Source organism: Natronorubrum amylolyticum, from assembly GCF_052040145.1.
Lineage (GTDB): Archaea > Halobacteriota > Halobacteria > Halobacteriales > Natrialbaceae > Natronorubrum.
In genome coordinates this window covers 714,527-739,163 of record NZ_JBPPFW010000001.1, presented here as the reverse complement: position 1 = coordinate 739,163, position 24,637 = coordinate 714,527, and the positions used below count along the sequence as shown (strand labels likewise).

The 24,637-nt window shown below is 62.3% G+C and carries 22 protein-coding genes and 1 tRNA gene; 13 read left to right on the top strand and 10 right to left on the bottom strand.

All coding sequences use genetic code 11. From position 1 onward, the window contains the following. Positions 1-64: 64 nt before the first annotated feature. On the bottom strand, positions 65-1,396 hold the full coding sequence (locus ACSFDB_RS03730; RefSeq protein WP_440770173.1) for a cobyrinic acid a,c-diamide synthase: 1,332 nt from the start codon (positions 1,394-1,396) through the stop codon (positions 65-67). A 108-nt stretch (positions 1,397-1,504) separates the two neighbouring features. On the opposite strand from ACSFDB_RS03730, the gene ACSFDB_RS03725 reads away from it, so the two are divergent. From ACSFDB_RS03725 to ACSFDB_RS03715, 3 genes are all read left to right on the top strand, one after another. Continuing rightward, the gene (locus ACSFDB_RS03725; protein ID WP_440769687.1) at positions 1,505-2,059 is read left to right on the top strand and encodes a DUF1802 family protein; all 555 of its coding nucleotides are present in this window, start codon (positions 1,505-1,507) and stop codon (positions 2,057-2,059) included. Positions 2,060-2,115: 56 nt separating this feature from the next. Beyond that, entirely contained in the window at positions 2,116-2,280 is a 165-nt protein-coding gene (locus tag ACSFDB_RS03720; RefSeq protein ID WP_440769686.1) for a hypothetical protein, read from the top strand. Positions 2,281-2,583: 303 nt separating this feature from the next. Further along, complete coding sequence (locus tag ACSFDB_RS03715; RefSeq protein ID WP_440769685.1) at positions 2,584-3,264, top strand: class I SAM-dependent methyltransferase; 681 nt, start codon at positions 2,584-2,586, stop codon at positions 3,262-3,264. A 105-nt stretch (positions 3,265-3,369) separates the two neighbouring features. On the opposite strand, the gene ACSFDB_RS03710 is transcribed toward ACSFDB_RS03715, so the two are convergent. From ACSFDB_RS03710 to cobN, 3 genes are read right to left on the bottom strand one after another with little or no spacing between them, the layout of a single operon-like run. Beyond that, positions 3,370-4,164 (bottom strand): cobalt-precorrin-7 (C(5))-methyltransferase, encoded by a 795-nt coding sequence (locus ACSFDB_RS03710; RefSeq protein WP_440769684.1) that lies wholly within the window; start codon positions 4,162-4,164, stop codon positions 3,370-3,372. Then, entirely contained in the window at positions 4,161-4,928 is a 768-nt protein-coding gene (locus tag ACSFDB_RS03705; protein ID WP_440769683.1) for a precorrin-8X methylmutase, read from the bottom strand. The genes ACSFDB_RS03710 and ACSFDB_RS03705 overlap by 4 nt, the downstream gene beginning before the upstream one ends. Before the next feature lie 51 nt (positions 4,929-4,979). Next, on the bottom strand, positions 4,980-8,870 hold the full coding sequence (gene cobN, locus ACSFDB_RS03700) for a cobaltochelatase subunit CobN (RefSeq protein ID WP_440769682.1): 3,891 nt from the start codon (positions 8,868-8,870) through the stop codon (positions 4,980-4,982). 34 nt (positions 8,871-8,904) lie between these two features. Between cobN and ACSFDB_RS03695 the strand changes: the two genes are divergently transcribed. The 6 genes from ACSFDB_RS03695 (at position 8,905) to ACSFDB_RS03670 (ending at position 16,964) form a co-directional block, all read left to right on the top strand. Beyond that, positions 8,905-11,157 carry a VWA domain-containing protein gene (locus ACSFDB_RS03695; RefSeq protein WP_440769681.1) on the top strand — a complete coding sequence of 751 codons (2,253 nt, stop codon included), beginning with the start codon at positions 8,905-8,907 and terminating at the stop codon, positions 11,155-11,157. A gap of 265 nt (positions 11,158-11,422) precedes the next feature. Beyond that, the gene (locus tag ACSFDB_RS03690; protein WP_440769680.1) at positions 11,423-13,015 is read left to right on the top strand and encodes a uracil-xanthine permease family protein; all 1,593 of its coding nucleotides are present in this window, start codon (positions 11,423-11,425) and stop codon (positions 13,013-13,015) included. Positions 13,016-13,331: 316 nt separating this feature from the next. Then, positions 13,332-14,159, top strand: coding sequence for an alpha/beta fold hydrolase (locus ACSFDB_RS03685; protein WP_440769679.1), 828 nt, complete (start codon positions 13,332-13,334; stop codon positions 14,157-14,159). A 140-nt stretch (positions 14,160-14,299) separates the two neighbouring features. Further along, positions 14,300-14,650, top strand: coding sequence for a DUF5798 family protein (locus ACSFDB_RS03680; RefSeq protein WP_440769678.1), 351 nt, complete (start codon positions 14,300-14,302; stop codon positions 14,648-14,650). A gap of 73 nt (positions 14,651-14,723) precedes the next feature. Then, positions 14,724-15,704: a PLP-dependent cysteine synthase family protein gene (locus tag ACSFDB_RS03675; protein WP_440769677.1), complete on the top strand. Its 981-nt coding sequence runs from the start codon at positions 14,724-14,726 to the stop codon at positions 15,702-15,704. Between the two features lie 93 nt (positions 15,705-15,797). Further along, entirely contained in the window at positions 15,798-16,964 is a 1,167-nt protein-coding gene (locus ACSFDB_RS03670; protein ID WP_440769676.1) for a hypothetical protein, read from the top strand. 32 nt (positions 16,965-16,996) lie between these two features. Here ACSFDB_RS03670 and ACSFDB_RS03665 read toward each other — a convergent pair whose 3' ends face one another. From ACSFDB_RS03665 to ACSFDB_RS03650, 4 genes are all read right to left on the bottom strand, one after another. Then, positions 16,997-17,407, bottom strand: coding sequence for a CoA-binding protein (locus ACSFDB_RS03665; RefSeq protein ID WP_440769675.1), 411 nt, complete (start codon positions 17,405-17,407; stop codon positions 16,997-16,999). Between the two features lie 83 nt (positions 17,408-17,490). Then, positions 17,491-18,123: an RAD55 family ATPase gene (locus ACSFDB_RS03660; RefSeq protein WP_440769674.1), complete on the bottom strand. Its 633-nt coding sequence runs from the start codon at positions 18,121-18,123 to the stop codon at positions 17,491-17,493. Positions 18,124-18,301: 178 nt separating this feature from the next. Then, positions 18,302-19,156 carry a geranylgeranylglycerol-phosphate geranylgeranyltransferase gene (locus ACSFDB_RS03655; protein WP_440769673.1) on the bottom strand — a complete coding sequence of 285 codons (855 nt, stop codon included), beginning with the start codon at positions 19,154-19,156 and terminating at the stop codon, positions 18,302-18,304. Positions 19,157-19,274: 118 nt separating this feature from the next. Continuing rightward, entirely contained in the window at positions 19,275-19,457 is a 183-nt protein-coding gene (locus ACSFDB_RS03650; RefSeq protein ID WP_090304723.1) for a DUF7511 domain-containing protein, read from the bottom strand. Positions 19,458-19,605: 148 nt separating this feature from the next. On the opposite strand from ACSFDB_RS03650, the gene ACSFDB_RS03645 reads away from it, so the two are divergent. Continuing rightward, positions 19,606-19,680, top strand: a tRNA-Arg gene (locus ACSFDB_RS03645). A gap of 132 nt (positions 19,681-19,812) precedes the next feature. Here the strand turns inward: ACSFDB_RS03645 and ACSFDB_RS03640 are convergent. Then, positions 19,813-20,157, bottom strand: a complete 345-nt coding sequence (locus ACSFDB_RS03640; protein ID WP_440769672.1) for a winged helix-turn-helix domain-containing protein — start codon at positions 20,155-20,157, stop codon at positions 19,813-19,815. Between the two features lie 212 nt (positions 20,158-20,369). Between ACSFDB_RS03640 and ACSFDB_RS03635 the strand changes: the two genes are divergently transcribed. From ACSFDB_RS03635 to ACSFDB_RS03625, 3 genes are all read left to right on the top strand, one after another. After that, positions 20,370-20,795 (top strand): response regulator, encoded by a 426-nt coding sequence (locus ACSFDB_RS03635; protein WP_440769671.1) that lies wholly within the window; start codon positions 20,370-20,372, stop codon positions 20,793-20,795. Positions 20,796-22,828: 2,033 nt separating this feature from the next. Then, positions 22,829-23,182 (top strand): hypothetical protein, encoded by a 354-nt coding sequence (locus ACSFDB_RS03630; RefSeq protein ID WP_440769670.1) that lies wholly within the window; start codon positions 22,829-22,831, stop codon positions 23,180-23,182. A 6-nt stretch (positions 23,183-23,188) separates the two neighbouring features. Then, positions 23,189-23,788 carry a hypothetical protein gene (locus ACSFDB_RS03625; RefSeq protein ID WP_440769669.1) on the top strand — a complete coding sequence of 200 codons (600 nt, stop codon included), beginning with the start codon at positions 23,189-23,191 and terminating at the stop codon, positions 23,786-23,788. Between the two features lie 155 nt (positions 23,789-23,943). Here the strand turns inward: ACSFDB_RS03625 and ACSFDB_RS03620 are convergent, their stop codons facing one another. Further along, a complete protein-coding gene (locus tag ACSFDB_RS03620) occupies positions 23,944-24,621 on the bottom strand; it encodes a hypothetical protein (protein WP_440770181.1) in 678 nt (225 codons plus the stop codon). Between the last annotated feature and the right edge of the window lie 16 nt (positions 24,622-24,637).

Genomic DNA, 24,637 nt, shown 5'->3' with positions numbered 1-24,637 from the left:
TCGTTATTGTCGTGACACGGGTCGTGCGCAGACTGAGTTTCCGCGGTCCTGACGACGTATCCGGCTAGCGGCTGGCCGCAATCGTCTCGAGGAACCGGTCGAACGCCCCACTCTCGGCGTGGACGTGGACGTACGTCCCCAGCGACTCGTACTCCGTCAGGCCGTCGTGGTCGCCGTCGATGCCGTCCCCTCGCACCGTCTCGAAGGCGAAGCGGGCGTCGCCGTCGACGTCCGCGCTCGAGTAGTGGAACTCGTGGCCGCGAATCGTCTCGCCGGCGTTCGCGGTGAGCGTCCCCTCGCTCGCCTCGAGTTCGACGTGATCCAGCGCCTGATAGCGGTCGTGCATCGTGACGTCCGCCGGGAGGATGCCGGCCATCTCGTGGCGGTCGCCTTTCGCTGTCGTCAGCGACCGGCTCATCGCCATCAGGCCGCCACACTCGCCGAGGACTGGCAGTCCGTCGCTGGCCAACTCGCCGAGTTCCGAAAGGGTGCCCGACGACTCGAGTTCCGCGGCGTGAAGTTCGGGGTAGCCACCGGGCAGGTAGACGCCGTCGCAGTCGGGGACGGGGTCGCCCGCGACGGGCGAGAACGTGACCAGATCGGCTCGCTCGCGGAACCGTTCGATGGTTGCGGGATAGCGGAAACAGAACGCCGCGTCGTCGGCGACGGCGATGGTGGCGTCGATCGGCTCGCCGGACTGAGCGGGTCCGGTAGACGGATCGGCTCCCTCGGGCGCGGGCGGTTCGCTCGCCACCTCTGCCAGACGCTCGGCCTCGAGCGACTCCGCAGCCTCCCGGAGCGCCTCCCTCGGCAGCGCGGCCTCCTCACCCATCTCGAGGCCGAGGTGTCGATCCGGGATCTCGAGGCCCGGATTCGGCGGAATTCGGCCGAAGAAATCGAGGTCGTCAGGCAGTGCGTCGCGAATGCCCTGCTCGTGGCGACCGCCGTGGGCGCGCTGGGCGACGATTCCGGCAACCTCGACGTCGCGGCCGATCGTCTTCGCGTACTGCTGAAAGCCGAGCGCCGTCGCCGCGACGCTTTCCATGCCCGCTTTCGCGTCGACGACGAGGACGACGGGCACGTCGAGCGCTTCGGCGACCATCGCGGTGCTCGAGCCGTCGCCGTCGTAGAGGCCCATAACGCCCTCGACGACGCAGATGTCCCCCTCGCCGCGCTGGTAATTTCGTCGGAGGCCGTCCTCGCCGCAGAGCCACAGGTCGAGCGTGCGGGAGGGACGGCCCGCGATGGCTTCGTGGTGACTGGGATCGATGAAGTCCGGCCCGGCTTTGGCGGGCTGGACCGAGTAGCCCGCGTCCTCGAGCGCCTGGATAATCGACAGCGTCGCGACCGTCTTCCCGACGCCGGAACTGACGCCGCCGAGGACGAATCCGTTCATCATTGTAGTTGCGTTCGCACAACTGAACTTGAATGCGTCGGTGCAGGCGGGTCACTCGAGTAACCGAAACCGAATTGGGACTCGTCTCCGTTCGATCGAGCGAGACCAATGAGCGAAGCCAAGACGGCGGCGATTCCCGCACTGAAAGAGCGCGCCGGCGTGGTCAACGCCGTACTCGAGGGCACCCAAACGGTCCTCGTTCGACACCCCACACTCGATCCGGGCACGATCGACGGTCCGTTCGTGCTCTATCCCGCGTACACTCACCAGGTGCCGGATCGCTATCAACCCCGGTACGAGGACTACTACTATCGAGCCAGTGCCAAGCCGGAAGAGGGGGTGCCGATCCGTGCTGTTGCTGACGTCCGCGGGGAGTACACCGCCTCGAGCGACGACCTCGCGTCGCTCGCCCGCCACTACGTCTACACTCCCGAGGGACTGCGCGATAAGTACGATCCGGACGGCGACCTGCGCGTGCTGTTACTTCGAGTGAGCGAACTCGACTCGCCCCGGATTATCGAGGAACGGGGAAGCTATCGGGGCTGTCGCGCGTGGATCGACCTCGCAGACGACGTCGAAATCGATCTCGAGTCGACGACGCCGGTACTCGACGAGCCGACGTTCGCCGAACGTCGGGCGGCGGTTCGGGACGCGCTCGAGTGAGAGTGGGTCCGCCGACGAACTTAAGCCCTCGAGTCGGTTACCACCGTCTCCCTCCCATGACCGACGAAACCGAACACGAGACCGAGTATCACCTTCGGGAAGCACTGCACCACCTCGGCGAAGCACAGCAGGGTGACCTCCGCAAGACGAACGCCGTCGCACTCGAGAAGGTTTCGAACACCCTGTCGTCGGTGCTGCGGGAGCACGAGCAGGACGAGTGACGGATTCCGGCCGGCGTTTCGTCGCTGTATTCATCCGTACATATCCTACCCAACCTCACTTAGCACAGACACCTAGAGGCAGACTTATTTGTAATAACCTCGTTTGCGGATGTATTGCCGTTTCGTGACTGGGTATCAACCTACTGCGAACGGGAACGGCCAGTCGACTACACCTATGCAATCAGCACACGACTCGAGACGGCGAGTATTCGGAACGGAGGCACGTGCCCGAACTGTCCCGCACGAGCCGTTCGAACACTGTCTGTCGGCACAGTACACTGACCGCAGTAGCGGGGGTGAACGATGACTCAACCGACCCAGTCCGACGAGGAGGTCAAGGCGACTGTCCAGCAGTACTGGGGCGGCCGCGCCGATTCGTTCGATGACGACAGTCAACACGGCATTCACAGCGAGGAACAACGCGAAGCGTGGCTGTCGGTGCTGCGTCCGTGGACGGGCGACACCCCACAGCAGGTCCTCGACGTCGGCTGTGGCACCGGCGTGATCTCCTTGCTGCTGGCGGAGCTCGGCCACGACGTCACAGGCGTCGACTTCGCGCCGGAAATGCTCGAGCAGGCGCGAGCGAAAGTCGAACAGTCGGAACTGTCCGCCGAGTTTCAGCACGGCGACGCGGAGAACTTGGCACAGCGTGAGGACACCTACGATCTGGTAACGGCACGCCACCTCATCTGGACGCTGCCGGCCCCGGAGAACGCGATCGACGAGTGGCAGCGCGTCGTCCACCCCGGCGGTCGCATCGTCCTGATTGAGGGGCACTGGGACTTCGACGAGACGTTCGAGGGCTACGAGGAGATTCACGACGACCTGCCGTTGTACGACGGTCGGCCGCCCGAAGAGCTGGCTGCGTTCCTCAGAGAGCAGGGCCTCGAGAACGTCGAGTACGACCCCCTGGCGGAGTCTGCGCTCTGGGGACAGGAGCCGAATTACGAGAAGTACATTATGGTCGGCGACGTGCCCGAGTAGTTCGTTCTGTTACGCGTCGTCGCGATTTTCTCGAGCGGCGACGGTACGCATCCTCGAACAGTTACGGGACGGCGAGGCGGCCGTCCAAACGCGACTCGAGTCGGGTTACGACACGGGCTGTCTGACCGCGAGCACGACCAGATCGGAGAACGGCGTGTCCTCCGTCCCGCTTCCACCGGCGTGTTCGGCCAACTCGGACAGCGTGAAGCGGTGGATCTGCTCGTCGTCGTGCGTTAGTTTTTCGAGCACTAACGCCTCGAGATCGGGCTCGGCTCCCTCCTCGAGCAGAAACTGGGCGAGATCGCCGGGCATCCGATCGTAGGGCCGGGGCAACACGAGCAGGTGTCGTTCGTCCACCGTCACCGCAGTCGCGAGGCGGTCCATGTCGGCCTCGAGGTCGCCGCTCTTGTGAAGCGTGACGAACTCGGTATCCTCCATCGGCGTCCGGGCGCGACTCGCGGCCATCTGAAGCGAGGAGATGCCGGGAACGACGCGAACCGGCCGGTCCGGGACCGTGCGTTCGACCGCATCTTGCACTTTCCCGACGAACTGGTAGCCAGAGTGGTTCGGATCGCCCATCGCGACCGCCGTGCCGGACTCGCCGGCCGCGATGCGCTCACCGAATTCCTCGAGCGCCTCGGCCTCGTCCTTGTAGCCACAGGTCAGCAGGTCAGCGTCGGTCAGATCCTCGACGAACTCGACGACGGTCGTGAATCCGACGACGACATCCGCTTCCTCAATCGCCCGCCGGCCACGGGGCGTCAGGAACTCCTGATTGCCAGGGCCGACGCCAACGGCGTAGACGGGGTCGTCCGTCGCTTCATCGATATCCGACTCCGCCGTAGCCGCGGCGAACGTCGCCGGATCCGGCCCCGCCTCGAGGTCGTACTCGCCGCTCATTTGCCCTCCTCGAAATCCGTGGTGGTCCGTGCGGCCCGCTCGTCGGCCGTCAGCTCCAACTCGAGCCCGTCCGTTCGAACGTCTTTCGCGACGTGGATCAGTTCGTTCGTCAGCGCGGCGGCCAGCCCGCTCCCGCCGCGGCGGCCGACGTTCGTAATCGCCGGGATGTCGTAGTCCTCGCTGACCTCGCGGATTCGCTGGCGGCTCTCCTCGGCCTTGACGAATCCGACGGGAGTCGCGACGATCGCTGCTGGCCGGGTACCGTTCTCGATGCAGTCCGCGAGTGCGAACGCGGCCGTCGGAGCGTTCCCGATCGTCGCGATCGCGCCGTCGTAGACGCCCTGCTTGTCGAGTTCGAGCACCGAGGCGGCGGTCCGGGTCATCCCCGTCTCCTTCGCCAGTTCCGCCCCGTTGCCGATCGCCTTGCGCTTCTCGCAGTTGTGGCCGCGGCCGGTGATACCGGCCTTGGACATCGTGATATCGGTGACGATGGTCGATTCCTCGAGGACGGCTCGTGCACCGGCGCGGATTGGGGCGTCCTCGTCGTCGCCGAGTTCGTCGCTCCCCGAAAATTCGATCAGGTGCTGGAACTCGATGTCACCCATCGAGTGGACCGATTTCTGGCGGATTCGGTCCGCAAGCGTTTCGTCCGGGACGAACTGCCGGACGATATCCATGCTCGTCTCCGCGATGTCCATCGCGTTCTGTGTCGTCGCGCCGAGATCGGCGTACTCATTCTCGAACTCCTGGTCGCTATCGGTCATCGGGTATCACTCTCCGGGCCGCAAGTATCGGCTCGCAGCCGAACACGTTCATTAGTCATCGTTCGCCACCCCCACAGCATCGTTTGTCGTCCGCGCCTCGAGGTCGCCCTCGACCTCGAGGTTCAGATCCCGAAGCCGGTCGACGGTCTCGTCGTCGGCGTCCCAGAGGTCGCGCTCGACGGCCTCGAGAAGGGTGTCCGTGATGGACTCGAGGGCCCACGGGTTCACGTCGCGCATCCACTCCTGTCGGTCCTCGTCGAAAGCGAACTTTGCGGCGACGTCGGCCCACAGGGTATCCGAGATGACACCCGTCGTCGCGTCCCAGCCGAGGGTCACGTCGACCGTCGTCGAGAGGTCGCCGGCGCCCTTGTAGCCGTGCTCTTCCATGGACTCGAGCCAGTCGGGGTTCAGCACGCGAGCACGCATCGCTTTGCGGACCTTCTCCTCGTTCGTGTAGATGTCGACGTTGTCGGGGTCGGAGGAGTCGCCGACGTAGGAGGCGGGCTCCTCGCCCGAGATTTCGGACACCGCGGAGATGAAGCCGCCGTGGAAGGCGTACCAGTCCGAGGAGTCGAACTCGTCCTGTTCCATCGTGTCCTCGATCTTGACGGTGGCGTCCACACTGGAAAGCCGGCGCTCGAAGGCGTCGTGAGCGTCCGAAACCCGCCCTCTCGATCCCATCGCGTAGCCGCCCCACTGGACGTAGACGTTGGCGAGGTCGGACCGATCCTCCCAGTTCCCTTCGTCGACGGCCTTGTTCGTCCCCGCGCCGTAGCCGCCGGGCTTGGTGGTGAAGACGCGGTGGAGGGCCGCTTTTCGGGCGTCAGATTCGTCGAGACCGTCCTCATCCTGCAGTTGCTCGGCCTCCTCCTCGACGTGCTTTTTGACGTAGTTCATTTCGTGGGGCTCGTCGAGGTCGACCACGGCGTCGACGGCGTCGTGGATGACGCCCGCGGCTGCAGGGAACGCGTCCCGAAACAGCCCGGAGACGCGGGTCGTGACGTCGATTCTGGGTCTGTCAAGGTCCTCGAGCGGAATCGGCTCGACGTCGTCGATTCGACCGGCGTCGGTCCACTGTGGCTCGACGCCCATCGTGGCGAGCACCTGCGCGATCGTTTCGCCGCGGGTGCGGACGGTCGGTGTCCCCCACGCGACGACCCCGATCTCTTCGGGATACCCGTCGTGTTCGGCGTGGTGGCGCTCGAGCACGCCCTCCGCAACTTCGCTGCCGACCTGCCAGGCTGCCTTCGCGGGCACCTTGCGGGGGTCGAGCGTGTAGAAGTTGCGCGCCGTCGGCAACAGGTCGACGCCGCCGCGGGTCGGGGCGCCGGAGCCACCCGGCGGCACGTACTCGCCCGAGAGCGCGTCGACGGTGCGCGGAATCTCGTCTTCGGCCCCCTGAACGCGGGGCTGGGCCTCCTCGCAGATGTACGCGAGGGCCTTCCGCAGGTTGTCGTGGGCGCGTGACTTCGCGCGGCCGTCGCCGATCGTCTCGAGGTCGACGACGAGCAGGTTCATGTTGACCTCATCGTCGGGGCCACCCTCGAGTTCCGACACGGGAACGTCGAACTCGTGCTCGGCGAGCGTCTCGATCAGATCGACGCTGGTCTCGTAGACCACGTCCGCGGCCTCGGCGTAGGTCATCCCCAGCGCCTCGTCGTACTCGCCGGGCGAGTTCAGCATTTTCTCGTAGTCGACGCCGAGCGCGCCGGCCACGCTCTCGCGCAGGCTCGGCGCGCCGGGATTCTCGAGGCGCGTCAGCGCGACGAGATACTCCACGAGGCGCTCGTCCGCCGGCGGTTCGGACATCGTGTGCAGTCCCAGCCGAATCTGGGTCGTTTTGACGTCCGTAAGGTACTCGTGGATGCGTTCGACGAGGTCGTCGATTTCGAGGTCCTCACCGTCGACGTCGCCCTCAGCCAAGGTCGAACCTGCCTCGTCCGGACCGCGGACGTCGGCCTTCTCGTCGATCGTGCCTTTGATACCCAACTCTACGGCGAGATCGAGTTCCTCGACCTTCTCGCGCATGAGGTCCTCGAGGTGTTGCCCATCGTCGGCGCGGGCGTCTTCCATCCCGGCTTCGCGGTACTGGTTTGCGAGTTCCTCGAGTTCGGACAACTCGTCGTACGTGCCCGCGTTCCGCATAACCGGCGTCAGGTAGTCGACGATAGCAGCGTAGGACCGGCGTTTGGCCTGGGTCCCCTCGCCGGGGTTGTTGACGATGTAGGGATAGACGTTCGGGATGTCGTCGATCAACTGGTCCGGCGCGCTCTCGCCGTTCAGCCCGACGGTCTTGCCGGGGAGCCACTCGAGGCTGCCGTGGGTACCGAGGTGAACGACGCCGTCGGCCTCGAACGTATTCTTGAGCCAGCCGTAGAAGGCGTAGTAGTCGTGTGGCGGCTGCAGGTCGGAATCGTGGTAGACTTTCGAGGGGTCCATGCCGAACCCGCGCGGGGGCTGGACCGTGACGAGGACGTTACCGAACTCGACGCCCGGAATCGCGAACGGCCGGTCCGGCACGTCGCCCCATTCGTCGATGATGTTCTCCTGAAACCGCTCGTCGGCGTCGGCGAACCAGTCCGCGTAGGTGTCGGTGGAGACGACATCGACCGAGAGGTCGCGAACGTCCTCGGGGGCGACCCAGCGGTCCTCGAGAGTCAGCTGCGAGGTGAGTTTCTCGACGAGTGTCTGGCCGTCGTCGGGCATCTCATCGTTGAGGTCGTACCCTCGAGCGTCAAGCTCCTCGAGCAGATTCACGGTCGACTCCGGCGAATCGAGCCCGAACGCGGTCCCGATGCCGTCGTCGCTCGGCGGGTAGTTGTGCAGGACGACGGCGATTCGTTTGTCCTCGTTGGGCGTGTGACGGAGTTGCGCCCAGTTGACCGCGAGCCGTGTCGCGTGATCGACTCGTTCCTCGATCGGGTAGTGGTGTTTCGGCGCGCTGCCGATGCCGGCCTCGTCGTCGGTTCGTTCTTTCCCCGAGATCGGGTGGGTGATGACGTTGCCGTCGAACTCGGGCAGGGCGACCGAGAGCGCGAGTTCGAACCCCATCACACCCGTATCGCTGGATTCGTACCGCGACCGGGATCGCATCGTGGTGATCGTCTGCAGCACGGGCACCCCGAGCCGGTCGAGGAAGACGTCCTCGGCGCTCGAGCCCTCGTCGCTGGCGCTGCGGCCGCGTTCGTCCATGGAGAGTGAGAACATGAACGAGGAGAGGACGGTATCCACAACGGAATTACCAGCGTCGTCGATGAGCCAGTTGTCCGTGACCCACTCCGCATCCTCTTGCTCGTCCGTATCGGTCGCCGGATTACAGAAGATTGGCAGGGCGTTCGCGCCCTGCTCCTCGAGCGCTCGAACCTGCGCATCCACGTATCGCGTATTCTCGTGGGTCCAGTGAGATTCGTAGAACCAGACCGCGACCGTCGGCTTCTCGGGATCGTGAGTCTCGAGCAGATCCTCGTACTCGGCGCCCGGATAGTCGGGGTGGTAGACGCCCTCCGTGGGGAGTTCGGCGGGTTCGTCGTACTCGACGTCTCGGCCCTCGTACTCGGCGACGAGGAACCGACAGCAGTTTTCGACGTTGATCGTCCCGCCCTTCTCCAGATAGTCGTAGACGAGGTCACGATGACCCTCCGAGACCGTCGTATCCTCGAACGCGAAGGCGTCGCCGGTCGCCTTCACGATCAGCGGGACGCCCGCCTCCTCGAGCGCGCCCGTCGCGTAGTCGTAGCCCGGCATGCTGTCTTCGGCGCCGTGCAGCCAGAAGATGGCCGCGGCGGCGTCGGTCAATTCCTCGACGAACTCCTCGATGTCGGCCTCGTCCTCGAGGTCGCTCTCCGAGCGAACGACCAGCTCGACGTCCTCGAGGCGCTCGGCGGCCTGGCCGATCGAGCCGAGTTCGTTCTCCGTCGCGGTGTAGATCCCGATCCGTGTCATCGTGTTTTTAAACCTCTGTTGTATTAGCTCAACTATGGTTGCAGACGCTGGGGGCAAAAAGCTGTCGTCACTCCCCTTTCCGGCGATCGTCGGGCAGGACGAGTTAAAGCGCGTGCTGTGCGCCGTCGCGGCCAACGACGGTCTCGACGGTGCCCTGATCGTCGGCGAGAAAGGCACCGCGAAGTCGACCGCCGTCCGGGGACTCGTGGACCTCCTCCCCGACCAGCGAGCCGTCGCCGACTGTCCGTACGGCTGTTCGCCCGACGACTCGAGTCTCCAGTGTGCCGACTGCCGCGAACGCGACGGCGAGGAGTTCCCGATCGAGACTCGGCCCGTTCCACTCGTGACGCTTCCGTTAGGGGCGACTCGCGACCGCGTCGTCGGCACCCTCTCGGTCGAAGATGCCCTCGCCGGCGCGGCCGACTTCGATCCGGGGCTGCTCGCTCGCGCCCACCGGGGAATTCTTTACGTCGACGAGGTCAACCTGCTCGACGACCACCTCGTCGACGTCATCCTCGACTCGGCCGCAAGCGGCGTCAACACCGTCGAGCGCGACGGGATCAGCGTCTCACATCCCGCCGGGTTCACCCTGATCGGGACCATGAACCCCGAGGAGGGCGACCTCCGGCCGCAGTTGCGGGATCGGTTCGCTCTCCAGGCCACCGTCGAGGGCTGTCGTGAGGTCGACGATCGCGTCGAAATCATCGATCGAGCGCTCGAGGCCGACGGGTCGGGAACCGACGACGGGACCGACGAATCGGATCCGTGGGCCGAGCACGCCGACGAGACGGCAGCCTTGCGAGAAGAGCTCGTATCGGCCCGCGAGCGGCTCTCGAGCGTCGCCCTCCCCGCGGATTTCAAGGAGGAGATCGCCCACCTCTGTCTCGAGGCCGGCGTCGACGGCCACCGCGGCGACATGGCGACGGCCCGGACCGCGATGACCATCGCGGCACTCGAGGGCCGGACGACGGTCATCGAGTCGGACGTCCACGAGGCCGCGCGCTACGCACTGCCCCACCGACTCCGGAGCACGCCGTTCGAGGACGAACCGGATTTGGAGGATATACTCGAGGACCGATTCGAGGAGGACTCACCCGAGGATCGCGAGGACGGTGAGGGGGAGTCGGGTGAGAACGAGAGCGAAGGTGGCGACGGAGAGGACGCCGGTGAGACGGGAAACGAGTCCGGCGGCGAGGGGGGTGAGGACCACGCCGAGTCGGATTCGGAAGGTGGTGACGACGGGGCCGACGACTCGGACGGGAACGGCGCCCCGAAGACGGACGACTCAGGATCCGAACGCCAACCCGACGACGGCACCGAGCCTGCAGGGGACAGTCCCACACCCTCCCACGCAGACTCCGACGCGGACAGCGAGCGCGACGACTCGGACAAACGAGATTCGGACGATACTGACGGTGAAGACGGCGATGGTGGCGAGGAGGGCGAAGCCCAACCGCTCGTCCCCGGCCAGCGACGCGGCGAGGTTGCCGACGTCGGCGATGCACGGGCGCCCGACCTCGACTCGCCGGCCGTCGAAAGCCGACGGGCGACGGGGAACGGTGGCGCTCGAGCGAGTACGACCCCCAGCGTCGACAACCGCGGCGCTCGAGTCCGAACGGAACCCGCGTCGGGGGACGGCCCGATCGACGCGGCGGCGTCGGTTCGATCCGCCGCGGCTCGAGGGGACTCGAAGGTCGAAAAACGGGACCTCCGTCAGTCGGTCCGTGCGGGCGAGACGTCGGTGACGATCGTCTTCGCGGTCGACGCCAGCGCCTCGATGCGACCCGCGATGCGCACCGCGAAGGGGGTCGTCCTCGAACTCCTGCGCGACAGCTACGAACACCGCGATCAGGTCGCCTTCGTCGCATTCGCGGGCGAAAATGCCGAGGTCCTCTTGCCGCCCACCGACAGCGTCTCGCTGGCCGCGCGGCACCTAAAGGAGTTACCCTCGGGCGATCGAACGCCGCTTCCGGCGGGGCTCGAGACCTCGAGACGGGTACTCGAGCGCGCGGAGACCGACGCCTCGGTCGTCGTCTGCGTGACGGACGGTCGGGCGAACGTCGCCGACGGCAGTCCGACTGAGGCGACCCGACGAGCCGCACGCGGGCTCGCGGCCGAGGACGCGACGGTGATCGTCGTGGACGCCGGCGACAACTCCCGGGCCGGACTGTCGGAACTGGTCGCGGCCGAAGCCGACGGTGAACTGGTCAGCCTCTCGTCGCTGTCCGCCGAGACGGTTCGTGCCGCGGCCGATCGGGCTGCGGCGGACGGATCCCCAACTAAGTAGGCGCATCGCACAGGATCGCGGCCCGATACTCGTATTTCGTGAACGTCAGCGAGCGACACGACTGTCCGTCGTGTCTGTCCAACGCCGGAACCGAACTCGAGCGACGCGTCCTCGACGAGGGGGTCGAACAACGACTCGAGTGCGACGACTGCGGACACGTTTGGCGGCGCGTTCGGTGAGCGTACGCCGGACTCGATTCCGTCGGAGCATTACGCCCGACGGATCAACATCCATTTGACCCCGGTCGCTCGTTATCCGACGAGAAATGACTGAAACGGGGGACGAATCGGCAGACGGAGGCGCTGACACCGGCGGTGATCCAGACGGTCGCGACGTCAGCGACGATATCGAGTACGGCATCGACGACCGGCCGCCGATCGGCGAATCGGCGGTGCTCGGCATCCAGCACTACCTGACGATGGTCGGGGCGAACATCGCGGTGCCGCTGATTTTGGCCGATACGATGGGGATGCCCGGCGACGTGACGGCGCAGTTCGTCGGCACCTTCTTCGTCGTCTCGGGAATCGCGACGCTGGCCCAGACGACGTTCGGGAACCGGTACCCGATCGTCCAGGGCGCGCCGTTCTCGATGCTCGCACCCGCGCTCGCCATCGTGGCCGTCGTCACGGCGGGCGGCGTCGGAACTGGGGACAACTGGCAGGCCGCTCTCCTGCAGCTACAGGGAGCGATCATCGTCGCCGCAGCGGTTCAAGTCGCGATGGGGTACTTCGGCCTCGTCGGGAAACTCCGACGCTTCCTCTCGCCCGTCGTCATCGCGCCGACGATTGCCCTGATCGGACTGGCGCTGTTCGACGCGCCCCAAATTACGACCCCGGAGCAAGAGCAGAGCTGGCTGCTGCTCGGACTGGCGCTCGGTCTCATCCTGTTGTTCTCGCAGTATCTCGACATCAAACACAAGGCGTTCCGCTTGTATCCCGTGATTCTGGCGATCGGCATCGCCTGGTTCGTCGCCGCGGGACTGTCGGTTGCGAACGTGTTCGGCACCGACCACCCGGGCCACGTTCCGCTCGGTGAGGTCACCGACACGACGTTCATCCTCCCGATATACCCGTTCCAGTGGGGGATTCCGGAGTTCACGACCGCCTTTATCATCGGCATGTTCGCGGGCGTGCTCGCCTCGATCGTCGAGAGTATCGGCGACTACTACGCCGTGGCCAACCTGACTGGCTCCGCAGCACCCAGCGAGAAGCGCATCAATCACGGGATCGGGATGGAGGGGCTCATGAACGTCTTCTCCGGCGTGATGGGCACCGGCGGTTCGACCTCCTACTCCGAGAACATCGGCGCGATCGGGCTGACCGGTGTCGCCTCCCGCTACGTCGTCCAGATCGGCGCCGTCGTCATGCTGTTCTTCGGCTTCATCGGCTACTTCGGCCAGCTCATCGCGACGATTCCGGACCCCATCATCGGCGGGCTGTTCATCGCCATGTTCGCCCAGATCGTCGCCGTCGGTATCGGGAACCTCAAACACGTCGACTTAGACTCCTCGAGAAACCTCTTCGTCGTCGGCTTCGCCCTCTTCATCGGGCTGGCGATGCCGGCCTACATGGGCAACTTCGAGTCCACGCTCGCGTTCCGCGACGCCGTTGGGCTCGAGGCCGCACTCGCCGGCTATCCGGCCCCGCTCGAGACGGCTGCGGAGGCCGTCGTCGACACCGTCTTCATCATCGGTTCGACGGGGATGGCCGTCGGCGGACTCGCGGCCCTCGTTCTCGACAACACGATTCCGGGCACCCGCGAGGAGCGCGGCCTCGCTCAGTGGGAGCGGATCACCGAGGACGAGTCCGAGTTCGAGAGCTTCTGGGATCGCTGGGTCGGCTCCGATCGGGAGCAGTAACGGACTTCCTCGAGTAACGCTGGTTTCAGTCCAACGCGTCGTTTCGGGCCGGCCGAACCACGTGCGGTGGCGCGCGCTGGCGGCGTGCCCGAGTATAGCGAGGGTGCGTCGCCGACACCGTGCGAGGGATGAGCGAGCGGTGCGAGCGAATCGGCTGGGGAGGACGTGGAAATCATCGCCGCCAGCGATAGCAGTACACTCGTTTTTACTTGAGTGCTTCCGAAACTAGGCTGGCACGTTCGTCCGAAAGGCACCCGTCTCAATTCGCACTTTTGCAACCCCGCGACCTATACGTGCGGCGGCCGACTAGCTGTCAATGGCAGAACTCGCTCTCGAGGACGGCACGCTCTGGTACGAAACGCGCGGCGACGGGCAACCACTGGTCTTCATCCACGGCGGCTGGATGAACGGGCAGGCCTGGAAGCCACAGGTCGACCGTTTTGCCGACGAGTATCAGGCGGTCACGATGGACGTCCGCGGCCACGGGCAGACGGGCGCGACCGAGCCCAACCGGTACTCGATCGAACTCTTCGCCGACGATCTCGAGGCCCTGCTCTCGGAACTCGATCTCGAGAACCCGATCCTCTGTGGCCTCTCGCTCGGCTCGATGGTCGTCCAGGAGTACATGGACCGCCACCCCGACCGCGCGGCAGGCGCGATCCTCGGCGGCGCGGTGCGGTCGATGCCGCCGATGGACATGCCGCCGATGATGAAACCCCTCATGTCGCCGCTGCCGGCGCTGTCGACCTCGCTGTCGATGACCGGCCCGCAGACGACGTTCCGATCGATGCTGTACTCCATTCAGGCGACGACCGGCGAGCGCTGGCTGTCGGTGAACCCCGACGTCCGCTCGGAAGCGATGGACGCCGTCGGCGACATCTCCCGCAGCGAGTTCCGGAAGGTGTTCGACGCGCTCTACCGGTACGAGCCCGCGAACCTCTCGCACGTCGAGACGCCGACGCTCGTCGTCCACGGCGAGCAGGAGGCCCCGCTGGTCAAACAGCAGGGCGCGCAACTCGTCTCGGAGGTCGCGACCGGCGAGCGCTTAGAGCTCTCAGAGTCGGGCCACCTCGTCAATCAGGACCGACCCGACGCGTTCAATTCCGCGAGCGAGGCGTTCCTCGAGACCGGCAGCGCGGCATAGGGTTGTCGTTCTCGCGCCTCCCTGGCCCTCTCGAGAGCGTCGTCGAACGGCTTCTGTGACAGTCAAAACCGTGTTGGCGGTCGCCGCCGAGCGAGCGCCGGAGGAAAAGGCCCATTAGTTACCCGACACATCGGATAGACATGGGACTTGGCAGCACTGCAAAGAAGATCCAGAGTTTGTCGGACCGCGCCGAAGCGATGTACAAGCAGGTACAGGAGCTTCAACAGCGCATCATCGGCCTCGAGGAAGAGGTCGACGACACGCACGACACGGTCAAGAGCATCGACCACCAGCTAACCGAACAGCGCGCGCTGTTGCTCGCGTTGGCCGAAGAGCAGGGGATCGACGGCGAACAGATTCTCGCCGAGGCGGCCATCGACGAGGCCGAAGCCGCAGGCGACGGTGACGACGTCGAGGACAGCACCGACACTGGGACCGACGGCAACGACGACGTCGGCGACGCCAAAGCGGCCGACGCGACCGCCGAGTAGGTCGTTCGGTACCGAGTCACGCGTTCCGTTCGATGAGTAAAACCTAACAGCAGGGGCAACTTTTGCCAGCACGATGACGACCCACGAGCAGCCGGTGGACTCGGTCCTCGAGACGATCGGTCGGACGCCACTCGTCGCCCTTCAGGACGGTCCCGAGGACGTCCAGTGTTACGCGAAACTCGAGTCGTTCAACCCCGGAGCGAGCGTGAAAGACCGGATCGGCCGCTACATGCTCCGAGAGATGCTCGAGCGAGGCGACGTGAGCGAGGGCGGGACGATCGTCGAACCGACCGCGGGGAACACGGGTATCGGGCTCGCGATCGCCGCCAAACAGCTGGGTCTCGAGGCAATCTTCGTCGTTCCCGAGCGTTTCAGCCTGGAGAAACAGCAGTTGATGGCCGCGCTGGGCGCCGAGGTCATCAACACGCCGACGGACGCGGGCATGGGCGGCGCGATCGAGCGCGCCCACGAACTGGCCGCCGAACTCGACGACGCCGTCGTTCCCCAGCAGTTCTCGAATCCGCTCAACACGGAAGCTCACTACGCGACGACCGGCCCCGAGATCTACGAGGCGCTCGAGGACGAGGTCGGCGCCGTCGTCGCCGGCTGTGGCACCGCGGGGACGCTCATGGGGATCGCGCGGTACGCGCGCGAGCAGGACCCGAACACCTACGTCGCGGCCGTCGAACCCGAGGGCTCGCTGTACGGGAAATTTCTCGACGAAGAGCGCGAGGAGGGCGAGTACAAGACCGAGGGGATCGGCACGCACAACATCGAGACCAACGAACTGTTCGAACCGGATCTCGTCGACGCCGTCCACGCCGTCCCCGATCGCGAGGCTCACGAGGAACTCAAACGGCTGGCTCGCGAGGAAAGCCATCTCGTCGCCTCGAGCGCCGGAGCCGCCAGCGTCGCGACGAAACGGGTCGCTCGCGGCATTTCGGAGGGCGAGATCGACGCGCCACATGAGACGGTGGTGACGGTGTTTCCGGACTCGAGCGAGCGCTACCTCTCGAAGGGGATCTACCGCTCGTTCGAGGAGTGGGACGAGTAGCTCGAGTCGGTCGTCGGCTGTCCGTTTTTTCGTACCGAACACCACCGGCTCGGTGACCAGTACATTGATTACGTACTGCTGACAGGTGGGCGTATGGATCAGCCGCTTTTCGCCCTCCCCGTCGAACGGGAGCTCTCCCCCGCCGTGCGGACGAAGTACGAGGCGTACACCGCCCAGGGCGGGCTCCTCGGCGCGTTCACGTACGCCGCCGTCGTCCTCGAGACTGACGACGATGGCCTCGCGGCGACGCTGGCTTCGATCCCAACCGCTCTGTTCGTCACGAGCAGCCTCCACGACGACGCGATCGACGAGTCCGACGACTGGACGGGGAATCGCAAGCGGCGACTGAATGAACACGTCACGCTCGGCGATCTCGCGTTTACGAGCGTTCTCGAGGCCGCAAACTCGCTCCCCGACGAGATCGATCTATCGCCCGTCCTGGAGACGGTCCGGCAGATCGGACGGGGGCAACTCGGGGAGGAAGCGCTCGAGCCGACTACGGCGACCCTCGAGGATGCCGTCGCTCGCGTCGACGAGCGCGGCGCCGTCTGGGCCGACCTCGCCGTCTCGCTGGTCGGCGCGGTCGACGGCTACTCGGAGGATCAACTCGAGCGACTTCGAACGGTCACGAGACACGCCATGTTCGTCCTCACGGTCGTCGACGATGTGGAGGATCTTCCGGAAGACGTGGCCAACGGCGTCGCGAGCGTTCCGACCGCACTCTACGACGGCGATCTCTCGGCATGCGACTCGCCGGCGGCGATCGCCAACTCGTTTCTCGCGTCCGACGCGCCCCGACGGCTCGGGGCGCTGTTCGCCGACCGACGGGCCGCCCTCGAGACCGGCGTTCGAGACCTCGCGGAAACCATGGATCGACCGAACGCAGCGATCCTCGACGCGGTGGCTCGGGCGCTGACGTGGTACTGCGAGTCGGCCTGCTCGATTCCGGTGGCGGAGACCGTGCCGCCGGCCCGGCAACGCGAGATCAGCACGCAGGTGGCCGGTGACGAGCGGACGAGGCGGCGTGTCGCCGAAACGGTCGTCGCCGACTTTCCGTTCGGTGCAGCCGCCGATTCCGAGACCGTGGCTGTCGTCGACCCTGAGATACTGGCCGAGGCAGTCGCCGATCTTCCGGCCGACCCGCTCGCGGACGTGCTCGTCGCGCTCACGCACGTCGCGACGGTCGCCGACGGCGTCATGAGCACCTCGCTCGAGGAGGCGCTCGCGACGCTCGAGCGACGTGCTGCGTCGACTACCTGATACATCATCCTTCCGTGGTAGTATGCAACCAGTCAGGCCGAGAGCCGGCGATGCTCGACCATCATACACCGACTCTGGACAGCCACCCGCCCGTCGTCTTCGACGCGAGCCGCCGCCTCGTCGTCGCGGATTCCCTGCTGGGTCCAGACGACCTCGACGTCGTCGCGCTCGAGCGCCGCGTCGACGATCCCGCTCACTTCCTCGCTAGGGCGGAAGATACAGACGACGTCGATCGCCTCCTCGACGTCTGCGAGCGAGTCGTACGCCGACCGGCCGAAAATCTCGTCCGCGAAGGGGTTGACCGGGATCACGTCGTAGCCCTGCTCGCGAAGGTAGTTCGGGACATCGTGGGCCGCCTTTCCGGGCGTACTCGAGCAGCCGACGACGGCGATGGTCTCGTACTCGAACACGTCCGCGAGGTCGTCGATGGCGTCGACGGGCATACGCGAGCGTAGGGGCTCGCGAGTGAAACGTTTCGGGGTCACGGAAGAAGTGACGGACCTCTCGGGGCGGTGGCGCGGACGCCTCAGGTCGAGAGCCCGGCCGTCCGAATCTCCGGCTCCTCGCCGTCAGCCGGCTCCTCGAGTTCGATGACGGCGTCGAACAGCTGCTTGAGCGTGTTCATCGTCTGGTCGTCGTGGGCCGTCGAGTCGATGACGTAGACGCCCATGGCGTCGGCGCTCTGGATGCGACCGGTGAAGACGTGGAGGAAGCGAAACACCGTCTGGAGGTTCGAGTACATAAGCAGCGTCGAGACCGAATGGAGTAGCACGCGGTTCTCGGTCAGCCCGCGGTCCTCGTAGAACTCCTGGAGGAACTCGGAGAGCTTGATCCCGATGCCGGTCATATCGACGGGCGAGGAGGCGTACTTGATCCGCGGGTCGTCGTCGACCGTGCCGATCCCGCGCTGTTTCGTGACGCAGTCGACGACGCCGACGTTGGCGTCGGTACTGGCGTCGACGGAGGCGGTGAACGTCTCGAGCACTTTGTCGGCGCTATCCTTGGTCGTGACGACGATCGATCCGTCGCCCCGATCAGCACCGCTCGCGAGGATATCGAACGCGATCTGTCGCTTTCCCGTCAGTGGCGGGCCCGCGACGAGCAGGTTCGTCCCCGATTCGATTTCGGCGTCCGGAATGACATCGGCAAGGTCATACATACCAGATACTCACATCCATCAGCCGTAGTGACGTCCATTGCTGGGTCCGCTGACTACTCCGGCGTTGCTATGAGAATGCGTGATCCAGCTTATATTACTTTTGATTGTAGGAGCACAACCATTGCTAATTTATGCTGATTATGTCCGCTTTCGCCGGTGAATTATATCGCGATTCAGCTCAGAGTCCGGCCGGCATCGCCACCGCCGCTCGGCCGACGACGAACGCCAGCGCGGCGAGAAACATCCCGTATTTGAGGTGTGACTGTCCGGCCGTCGGATCCTCGAAACTCTCGTAGGCTGCGTAGCACATGATCGCGTCCGCCGGGATCACCACGAGCAGGTACGCGACGCCGAAGTGGCCGAGCAGGAAAGGAATCGGACTCGCGACGACGCCGACGACGATCAGGGCGGCGGCGATCTGCAGCGCGCGCGTTTCCCCGACCGCGATCGGGAGCGTGTTCAACCCTTCCTCGCGATCGCCGTCGATGTCCTCGACGTCCTTGACGATCTCTCGAGTTAGCGTCGCAATCGCCGCGAGGACGAACAGCACCACGGCTGGCCCCATATCGCCGACCGCCGCGGCACCGAAGAGGAACGTACTCCCGACCAGATAGGCGACCAGCGCGTTGCCGATCCCCGGCAATCCCTTGAAGAGTTCGGTGTAAGCCACCAGCGCGACGAGGTTGATTCCCGCGATCGCGAGCGCTGCTGTCGGGAGCGTGAGCGCGAGCGCAACTGCACCCGCAAAGAGGACGAGACTGAACGCGAGCGCCCCCCGTGGACTCACCGCCCCACGAGGAATCGCCCTGTCGGGCTGGTTGATCCGGTCGATCTCCCGGTCGAAGTAGTCGTTGATCGCGTTCCCGGCCCCGACCGCCAGTCCGGTCGCCGCGACCGCAGCCGCCACCGCGAACGAATGGTCGCCGACGCCACCGGCGACGAACGCCCCGATGAACGGCAGCGCGCTCGCCGCAATCACGTTCACCGGCCGCGTCAACTCGAGCACCCCGCGGATCGTCTCCCCCGCTGTCATTGCCGGGAGTGCTCAGCGCTGGTGGTTAAACGGTACGGTCCGGACTCGATCGGGCGCACACCGGAGCGGACAGCGTGATCGGGGACAGTCGGCGATCGATTTCACTCGAGCGCGGCGGTTACCGCCACTCCTCGAGATCGCAGAGCGCGTCAGCGTCGATTGAGAGCCACTTGCAGACACGGTCGTCACCCGTCGCATCGGCGGGGACGGCGGTCCAGACGTCCTCGTCGTCGGTGAGTAACTCGAGCGGTGCGTCGCTGGACCGGCCGTCGTCGGGAACTGGGGCCTCGTTCACCGTCATGAATAGCTAGGTGTTCCGGGTGCAGGACAAAGACCCTGGGCGGCACTTTTCACCGGCTGAGAAGTTCCGGTAGTGTGCGTGGTGGTGGCTGTCGAAATGCCTCCAAACCGAGCGACTTATACGGGGTCGCCGGAAAATGCTGAAGTGAGGGCGCTTAGCTCAGTCTGGACAGAGTGCTTGGCTTCGGACCAAGTTGCCACGGGTTCAAATCCTGTAGCGCCCATCCGTTTTCATCATCCTTAGAATCCACAGGACGGCGTGGAGTCTTTAAATAAGCATACAGGGGGTATACGACATAGATATCATGATATACCCACTCGGTGCCCCACGCCATCTTGCGATTCGAAAAAGCCAATCAGTTAGTCAGCGTTACATCGACAACATTCCGAGTCGAGTCAGATAACTCGTAGACCCCGTGTCCACGGTTATGGAGTAAATCCCACTCCTGAAGACGGTTACATCGTTGTTGGATATACGTACGGTTGTAGTCTGTTGAGTTAGCGATGTTGGCCGGGACGTCTGCAGTATGATGGTACAGATAGACAAGTATCGTATAGTCTGCCTGATTCAGACTAGGAATGCGCATCTCGTCACCATCTAATGCGGCTTCCAAGTCAACGATCTCCCCCGTATCGACCGTATAATGATCGTTGTCGACATCCTCTGAATCCCCGTTGGTCGTCCTGTCGTCATCATCCATACTACGACTATATACTTATAGCATTTAAACGCTATCCGGTTGATACCCCACACAGCGATTTATCACCAAATCTGATATACCACCAACCCCGCTGAGATGGCGGAAACGAAGCAACGCACTTCTACCTCGAGAATATCTAACGGAAATACCAACACACTTGGCAACCAGCTTTTTTAAGCCCTATGAGATCATTACACACATCGATTACCCTGATGCCTACTACTGTTCTGCTGGTCGATCCCACAGATGACGCACACCACTTTAAAACTCTGTTTGAAGAAACCGACCGATCCAGCACAGTCCGAATAGTCAACACCGGAGAAGACGCTCTTGACTATCTCAACAAACGTGGGGAATACTCAGATGTCCCCTCTCCAAACCTCGTGATTCTGAACCCTCATCTCCCCCAAATGGATGGATATGAGCTTCTAAATGAGATCAAAAACGAGCCTGTCTTCAAGCTCGTACCCGTTATCGTCCTCTCTGATTCCGAAGTAGAAGACGATATCATTGAATCATACACCCTTCACGCAAACGCTCATCTCCGAAAACCCGATAATCCAGACGAATTTGAGAAAGTCGTCACCGCAATCGAAGCCTTCTGGCTCGACACAGCCCACCTGCCTCCTGTGAAATAGCAGAACAAGAGCAACATCGGACAATTACCAATATATCCAGCAATTGCGGCACAATTAAAACAGGTCACTGGCAATTGCATAGCAATTGCCCGCACAGATCACACGATAGATTGTGTTCCGTCTCATGCAGGAGCCACTCTTCTTGGCCGTGCCGAGTCTCTCCGACGTGCACCTGTGTTCCACACCGGTCGCACTCGAACTCTCGATCCCCAACTTGCGTATAATACCGAGCGATGATATCCTGTTTCAGTTGATCTTTTCTTTCTCTCTCTTCCATAGAGTAAAATAAAGCATGGAAGAATAATGGCATGAGGGAGACAACAAATCACATCAATGATAAATACGCTCATGATCAAAAAACTCCTCCCCATCACTCAAATCAACCAACACACCACACTCCCCACACCGATACACCTCACCCGACACCAACACATACCGAGCCAACGCACCATTCACATCTCCCTCGTAAGATATCATCATGCAAGTATATACTACCTACAACACTATTAACTTAATTACAAACAATGATAAAACCAAATCCTGTCGGAGTTAGATATATATACATAGGGCACCTCTTACAACATAGACCCCTCCACTATGGCTACGTTGTTGTGCAGCTTCGCTGCACTGCCAGTAGCCCCGTAGGGGCTACGTTGCCCCAAATTCGATTTTTGAGATCGTCAAGTTACATTTGCGCACGGTATTATACACATCGACCAGCAAGCAGACCAATCCAATATTACACCACACCCCTTCGAACAGGACTAACAACACTGTTAGGATCACAAAATCATAATCGACAGAGGGCGTCGACCCAAATTCTGACAAATCTCCTTATTTAAGCACCAGAATCGCAAGACAGCGAGCAACTAACAAACCTGTTAGTATCGATTTGTTAGTCGGAATTACTCATAGGCATAATTTATCAAGACAGCGATAGATATTTACTAGCCAAAGCAGTATAATATACTATGACAACCGCACGAGACGAAGCATGGCACGCAGTACTTTCACATATAGACGATAATAAATCCATCAAGTCAACGGATCTCGATCTCGAAGACGAAAAACAGAGAACAGCCCTCAGAGTCCTACGCAGTATGGAAAGCATGGGATTAGTGACAAAAGAAAGCAAGCAATCCCAAACATGGTATCCCACAGACCGACTCTCTGGAGTATGCGTGAAACCCGAATAGAAGCACTAAAACCCTAATTTTCCACAATCCTCACTTAATCCTAAACACATTTGTGTCGGATCGGAATTAAACCTAAATACCCTTAGTCCGACATGTAGTATAGGTGTCAAAACCAATGAACTGCAAGCACTGTGGATCTGGTGACTGCCTTGAGGTACAGAGTGGAAACGAACATGACGGCGTAATCACCGAGAATTACGTCTGCACGAACTGCAACCGACAAGGTACGCTCACTGTCCGTGCGACGGACGAGGGATATCTCGAGTCGTACGAGGGATGTCTCACCGACGGTGATGCGTTATGAACGACTCCGAACACTCGCTCGAGTTCGAGACCGCTCTTGAACTCCAACGACGACAACGAGCACGGGCCAAGGCTCGAGCCGAGTCGCTCGCCGACGAATACGCCGAAGCCGCTAGTCTGGGTGGTCGATCATGGTAGTCCGCACGTTCGATGCTGCCGTTGCACGGGCTTCATATCGTGTCCGCATCCGATATCTGGACACACGCATAGCGTGGCAACGACAGAAGCTGATGGAGCGCACGGAGGATCTGGATCGGACTACGGGCGAGGACTATGCCCGTATCGTCGAGATTCGAGAGCAGGTGCAAAATGCAGTCCAGCGACGTGAACAACTGGCAACCATCGCCGAGCGGGAATGGGGTGAGACTACATGGTAACCTCTGATCGCAACCCGTGCGACCGCTGCGGGGCAGTTGATCATGGACGATGGCGACACGTCGAAGCCTCATCGGTCTGGCTGTGCAACGATTGCCATCCGAATCCGGCTGGCGGAGTGGTAGTGCTAGAATACGATGAAAGCGAGGTGTCCGACCGATGAGCGTTGATCAAACCACGCTCGATGATTACAGCGGGGACAACGAGTCCCCCGTGGAGATCGACTTGCCACAGCTCCCCCCGGCCGACGACGATGGGGGGCGTACCCGATGGCGAGATCACGGTGTTGAAACATACGACTCGAGCGAGGATGCTGGTATTAGCGAGTCAGGTGTGGTCGAAATCATGTCCGAAGCCCTTGGTAGCGGGGTTGATGACAAAGTGCAGAACGCATTTGACGTTCATGAGATGTGCACGCTCGAAGAGCGTGCCCGGCATGGGGTGTACAGCGAGGACGAGTTAGAGCGGATCGACGAACAGAGCGGTCACGGCAACAACTTCTGTACGGAGTGATCATGCATGTCTGTACAAAACCAACAAAACGACGCACAGTTCGAACATGAATATTTGTCGTCAGTAGATGATTGGATAGAATCGTCTGCAGCGTACCGGGTCGGCGATGATGAGCGAGATTACTGGGTGGTGCAAATCCCTGAGGAAATCCGGGCGTGGGCCAAGATGGAAGCCGCCGAGGAAGTCGACGAGCGGGATGATCGGGGCGAGACAGAGTCAAGCGACCATGCGCACCGTGGAAAATGCGGCGAGTTTGCCGCCGCAGTTGCCGCTGACACGGCTGGAGCGGAGTGGGAGTGGTATGATGGGTATGAAGAAGGCGACCTTGTTATAGACGGTCTGAGAGCCGATATAAAGAGTCGAGTTCGCAATGACGATGGACACATGGATCTGCTGGTTGGGATGCGCTCTCGGGGCGATGAGCGGGATATACAAGCGGAAATCTACGTGCAAGTCCTACTGTCCGAAGACTATTCGAAAGCGCTTGTCTCCGGATGGGCGCTGAATTTTGAAGTTCAGGATGCTCGAGGATTTGATCTGGCACAGACACATCCGTCGAAAATAGTCATGCACAGTCACTTGCGAGATATTGGTGATCTCATTTGAGCCTCTTTTTCCGCCAATTCAATTTACCAACACCCCATGTATGAAACACCCTCTGAGAGTGTGTGAGAGTGTATGCTGAGAGACTCTGATATACACTCTGAGAGTGTATCTAACCCAGTTCGACACCCTATTCATAGAGGCACCTGCTCAAATCGTCAGAATGGGTGATCTTCCTCAAGATCCATTTTCTCAGATGCTTCGGCTACCCAGCGGATATCCGCAGCATCAACGGCATCTCCTCTCGCACGATGATTCTGTACGCTTTGTTTGATATCGTCTCGAGTGTCTTGATCAAGGTCTGTGTCGATATGGTCGAGTACAATTTCAACAGGGACTTCATCGTCCCCATGCCAATCAAATGGAGGAGTATCTTCGTCGGTATTGGCTGAATTTTTCACATCAATATGGACTGGGGACTCTACATCTTTGTCTGCATTAGTGTTTTGCGAGCTGCAGTGATCAGCCCATTCAGAGATCTTTCTTTTGACATTTTCAGCAATTTGATCCGGCGGTTGGCCATATTTGGGCTGGTGGTCCTCGGACTCCGAATACTGCTGAAACCGGGTTTTGTCGCTATTGATGATATACTGGTACAATTTCCTTGGAATGTAGAAGTAATAATATTGGAACAGATAGAGATGTCGCTTCAAGTCATCTTTGTTGTAGTCTCGAACCCAACTCAGTATCTTGCGGATATAGTCCCACGCAATACTGAGGTGCCTTTCTATATCTTCCTCATCATATATTTTGAGATATAGATACACTGGTACAACAAGCAATGCAGCGGGGAGACTTATTGTGAGGGCGAGCAAAAACAGTCCCCACCACATCATCACCTTCGCACCTCGA